The organism is Streptomyces chiangmaiensis (assembly GCF_036281785.1).
Taxonomy (GTDB): domain Bacteria; phylum Actinomycetota; class Actinomycetes; order Streptomycetales; family Streptomycetaceae; genus Streptomyces; species Streptomyces chiangmaiensis.
This window is the reverse complement of the sequence record NZ_JAYWVC010000364.1, coordinates 1-4,746: the sequence shown is the minus strand read 5'-3', so window position 1 is coordinate 4,746 and position 4,746 is coordinate 1. Positions and strand designations below refer to the sequence as shown.

At 69.6% G+C, this 4,746-nt stretch carries 2 protein-coding genes; both read right to left on the bottom strand.

The features are described 5' to 3' along the window. Nucleotides 1-283: 283 nt before the first annotated feature. Nucleotides 284-3,013: a DEAD/DEAH box helicase gene (locus VXC91_RS42460; protein ID WP_329512698.1), complete on the bottom strand. Its 2,730-nt coding sequence runs from the start codon at nt 3,011-3,013 to the stop codon at nt 284-286. After that, nucleotides 3,010-4,272, bottom strand: a complete 1,263-nt coding sequence (locus tag VXC91_RS42455) for a hypothetical protein (RefSeq protein ID WP_329512697.1) — start codon at nt 4,270-4,272, stop codon at nt 3,010-3,012. The genes VXC91_RS42460 and VXC91_RS42455 overlap by 4 nt, the downstream gene beginning before the upstream one ends. Between the last annotated feature and the right edge of the window lie 474 nt (nt 4,273-4,746).

Below are 4,746 nucleotides of genomic sequence, written 5' to 3'. Positions count from 1 at the left end.
CGGTCGTTGACGCGGGCTGGGGCCTGTATGTTCCTGTGCACCGCGATCCGGCGTCCGGCATGGTCCTGGTGGAGGTCCGGGTGACCTTCCCGTGCCGCTGGTAGCCGGTCCCTGGGCACCCGCTGCAACGCTCGAGGTGGGTTGCGCACCTGGCCTGTGGTGAGGGGGCCGGGTGCCCGTCAGGGACCGCTGTTGCATGACTGTGTTGTAGTGGTCTCGCGTGCGAGATTCCGGGTTCATTGCGGTTCTGGGGTTTTGCACGTTTCGGTTCAGCGTCGGACTGTCATGCCCAGTTGATGCCGAGCTTCCGCAGCGCGTCCAGCTGCTCCGCGCTGAGCTTGTCGCGCCTCGACTTGGTGTTCGAGACCCACACCCCCAGTTTCACCGCCACCGGTTCTGTTTCGCCGTCGGTCGTGATCTGTTCGTTGTGGCTGCGTGGCACGGGCCGGTGGGCGCCTTCCCGTTCGACCCATTGCGTGAGGGCTGCAAGGCCGCGTTGGAATGCTTGTTGTGCCTTGCTCGGGTTTTTCGTCGCACGGGGTGCCGCCGGGGTGGGAGAGGGGGCTGCAGGGGCGTTGATGCCGAGCGCGGTGAGGCGTTCTTGTTGCTCGGGGAGGAGCTGTGCCCAGGTGTCTGGTTCCTGCTGCCGCCACCGCCACGTGCCGATGTCGTCGCCGTCGAAGACGACGCCCGGGGCGATGTAGGGCAGGACGCCGTCGGCGTCGACCAGATCCGCCAGGACGCGGTAGTGGCGCTGCCAGTCCAGGGGCCACGGGCAGTTCCAGTCCGGGTCGATGTCCGTCAGCTGTGCCGCGCGTACGGCGGCCCGCTCCGGGTCTTTGCCCAGGCCGTTCTTGGCGCCCTTGCGCCGGAGGTTGGCCATGTGCTGTCCGATGGGCATCATCGCGTCGCCTTCGCCCCACATGGCGTCCTGCCTTGGTGCGAGGTGTCCGGTCGCCCGCCGGTACGACCGGAGTGCGGCGAGCTTGGCCTCCCATGCTTCCTCGCCTGGCTCCCAGAGCATCCCGGCTTCCGGTGCGTCTAGGAGGTTTTTGCGCCGGTCCTCTAGCTCTCCGGCCCGCAGTGCCTTGCGCTGTTGGTGTACCCACCGTCCGAGGGGGAAGTTCTTGGTGACGCCGACCTGGACCTCGAGGTCGTAGGGGACGGCGTAGACGCTGGTGATTTCGTTCTTCGCCCGCCACCGGATGAGGGCCTGGTAGCCCTCCAGCCACACCAGGGATTCGGGCCGGTAGACGCGGGTGCGCAGGAACGCTGCGATGGTCGCCGCGTCGCGCGGGCTGGAGAAGTGCAGCAGGGCCGACTCGGCAGCCGCGTCGGTGTCGTCCTGCTTTTGGTTCTCGCTGTCGCCCTCGCTGCCGGCCCCGACGATCCGCCCGTCCTCATTGCGCTGGACGTGGACCTTGCGCGCGTGCTTGCCGCTGGTGAGGGCGTGGGAGGCGAGCTGCTCGACCAGGCGTTCATCGTGGCTGCGTAGGCCCTGGAGGACTGCTACAAGGGGGCGGAACGAGGCGCTGGCGACCATGTCGGTGGGGTCCTCGCCGGGCTCCAGGAAGATCGGCACGATGATCCGCGCGACCTTCGTGCTGCCGTCCTTGTTGAGGCGGAGTGCCCGGCCGATGTTCTGCACGATCTCCACCTGCGAGCCGCGGGTGTCCGCGAAGCACACGGCCTCTACGCCCCGCTCGCCGGTGATGTCCACGCCCTCCCCGAGCACGCGAACGCTGGCGAGGAAGGCGCGGTGGACCCGGCGTCCGGCCGCGTCGATGCCGTTGGCGAACTGCCTGAGCACCTCCCGCCGCTCGGCCACGAGGTGGTCGCCGCACAGCCACGCCGACCACACCCGGTTCGGCGGGACGTGCCGGCCGGCCTCGAGTTCGTAGAACTCCGCGTCGATGGAGGACTTCGGCAGCTTGTCGGCGGCGGCCAGGTCCTTGTCGGAGGCGTCGTTGACGTACAGCTCGGCAGCGGTCTTCGGCAGCGCGTCCGCGAACGCGGCGGCTTCCTCGACCTTCTGGTGGAACGTCATGACCGTACGCAGGTTGTACGCCGCCGCGTGCTCCAGGAGGGCGGTCTGCAGCAGGGCCAGGCGCCGGCCCCGCAGCGCCTCCTCCGACAGCCCCAGCACGGGCGAGGGGTCGCGGATCTCGAGGACGTCGATCTCGAACGGGGCGAGGATCTCCTTCTCGATCGCCTCGCTCAGCCCGAGTTCGGCCAGCCAGGACCCGTACGTGCCGTCCGGGTCGTCGGTCATGCTCGCGATCTCCAGCTCCTGGCCGTTCGCGCCTTTCTGCGGCCGGGGCGAGGCGAGGATGCGCGGGGTGGCTGTGAGGTAGAGGCGGAAGGTGGAGGGGATGCGGGCGTTGTCGTGGATCGCCGCCCAGGGACGGCCAAGATCACCGGCGGTGCCGTGGGCTTCGTCCACGATCGCGAGGTCGAAGCGGTCCATTTGCTGCCCGTACAGGCGCTCTCCGCCCGCCAGAGCGGCCTCCAGCGGCCCGCGCGTCTTCTTGCGCGGATTCCCGTCTCCGCTGCCCTGCCAGGGCCCGTAGGGGCGCTCCTGCTCCTGGAGGGCCTCGTAGTCATCGCGGTCCACGAGAGAGGCGTACGTGGCGAACACGACGACCGGCCCGGGCCCGGCCCACAGGGCGAGCTGGATCGGGTTGGTGGTGGTGCGCACCCCCAGTGAGTTGAGGACCGCGTCGTTCTCCAGCGAGCACACCGCGACCATCGGGGCCCGGTGGCCCACCGCCCGCCACGCCTGGGCGGTCTGCGCGAGCAGGTCCAGGGTGGGCACGGTGACGAGGATCCGGCCGTCCGCGAACGACTCCAGCGCGCACGCGGCGGCCGTGATCGTCTTGCCCGAGCCGGTCGCTGACACGATCGTGCCCCGGGCACCCTGCGGGGGCACAGATGACCTTGCAGGGAATCCGACCCACCTACGGAAACTCGACTTCTGGGCGACCTGGTGTTTCTTGAGTGGAATCCTGCTCATCGCCCGCCGTCCTTATCGCTCGTGTCGTAAAGCCAGCTGTCCTGGAACCTTTCGAGCGCGGTTTCCTCCCAGCCCTTCTGCGACCACACTCCTTCGAGCCAGAGCGGGTCTTCGTCGATCCTCTCGCACAGCACGAAGCAGCCCGGCAGGTCGATCAGCACGACCTCGCCCGCGAACATGCCGTCGGGCCCGTAGCGCTGCCACAGCCGCTCCAGCCGCGCCCGACGCTCGTGCAGGTACGTCTCCAGGGTTTGCGAGTAGGCGTCCCGCTCCGCCATGCGCACGGTCCGCAGGGCGATGCCCACGACCTCCCGGGCCAACTCCTGGTCCCACTGGTCGGGGCTGGTGCCGGTCACGGCCGCGTAGTGCTGCCCGCAGACGTCCAGGACACGCTCGACAAGTTCCGCCGGCGCCTCGCCTCCCTCTGCTTCGCGGGCCGAAGGCCGGCCCCCGCTCACCGGCTGCGGATCGGGACGGTCACCGGCGCGGACGGCCGCCTCCAGCTCCAGGCCGTAGTGGTCCAGGTAAGCCAGGAGGAACAGGGCCAGGGCGCGGCCGGGGTCGCTGGCGTGCTCGATGTAGGGCTGCTCGCTGGTCCAGCCGAACGTGGCCTGGTGGGGCCGGGGATGTACGCCGGGGGTGTGCGGATCGGGGAAGACGACGGCGCGGGTGAAGAAGTCGTCCAGGCGGCTGACCAGGTCCGCATCCGGGTCCTCCGGCTCACGGCCGCGCACGGTGGCAGTGGCGTTCTCCAGGATGGTGGTCAGATACCGCCGGCGGGCCTCCTCCTGCTGCCGGAGCTCGCTGTACGGGCTCTCCTCCACCACCTCCACCACGCGGTACAGGCCCTGGTCCCCGTACACCCCGCCCGGCTTCTCCAGCGCCTCGCGAACCTTGGAGACGGCCTCTTCGACCGACCGGCCGTAGGCGTAGTTCGTCAGCAGGGCAGCTCCCGGGTGCTCCGGATCGGTCCGCTGCGCCACGATCCGGTAGCGGATCTCCGGGTCCAGCTCCGCGGTCTCGCCGCTCGCGCATGCCTGACGCTCCTGCTGCGCCTGGTGCCAGCGGTGTACGTCCGGGTCGCTCTCAGGGGAGTAGGTCGCCCACCCGTCCTCGCTTATCAGCGTCCAGATGCGCTTCAGCTCGTTCCGTCGGACCGCTGCCAGCCGGTCCTCCGTACTGAGCGGTCCCGTCCGGTCCTCTCGGCTCTCCAAGCCGCCAGCGGCCACCCAGAGCTCGTGAATCTGTCCCACCGTCATTCCGGTAACCTCACGATGGATTTCCTTCCGCGCCTCAAAGCGCCTTTCAAAGCCCAGCGAATTCAATGAGTCCTCGCTTCCAGCGCCCCGCCCCGTGTGGTTGGGGGGTGTCCCGTGTTTCTGCCAACGGTACATGCTGCATCAACCTGATGCACCCGCTACACTAGAACCCGACACGAACGAGCGACCCCCACCCCCGTAGCCAGCCCCGCCCGCGCCAGCGGGCCCCAACCCCACTAGGAGACCTCACCCGATGGACCGTCAGGCGGGGGAGCGCAGCGGACCCGCCCGGGAGCGCCCCACGCTCCCTCAACACCACCATTAGAGGCCCCACTAGCGCGCACCTGACACCCACTCAGCCTGGGCGACCGCGCACCGCGCGCCGCGCCGGTCGCGCAGCGACCGGCCCCCTCAACTCCCGGAGCGCAGCGCAGGGAGTTGGCCCGTGCACCGCACGGGCAGCCGGGAGCGCAG

Bases quoted from the DNA above. Each gene is read 5' to 3' on its own strand.
- VXC91_RS42460 (WP_329512698.1), bottom strand. From the start codon at position 3,013: ATGAGCAGGATTCCACTCAAGAAACACCAGGTCGCCCAGAAGTCGAGT.
- VXC91_RS42455 (WP_329512697.1), bottom strand. From the start codon at position 4,272: ATGACGGTGGGACAGATTCACGAGCTCTGGGTGGCCGCTGGCGGCTTG.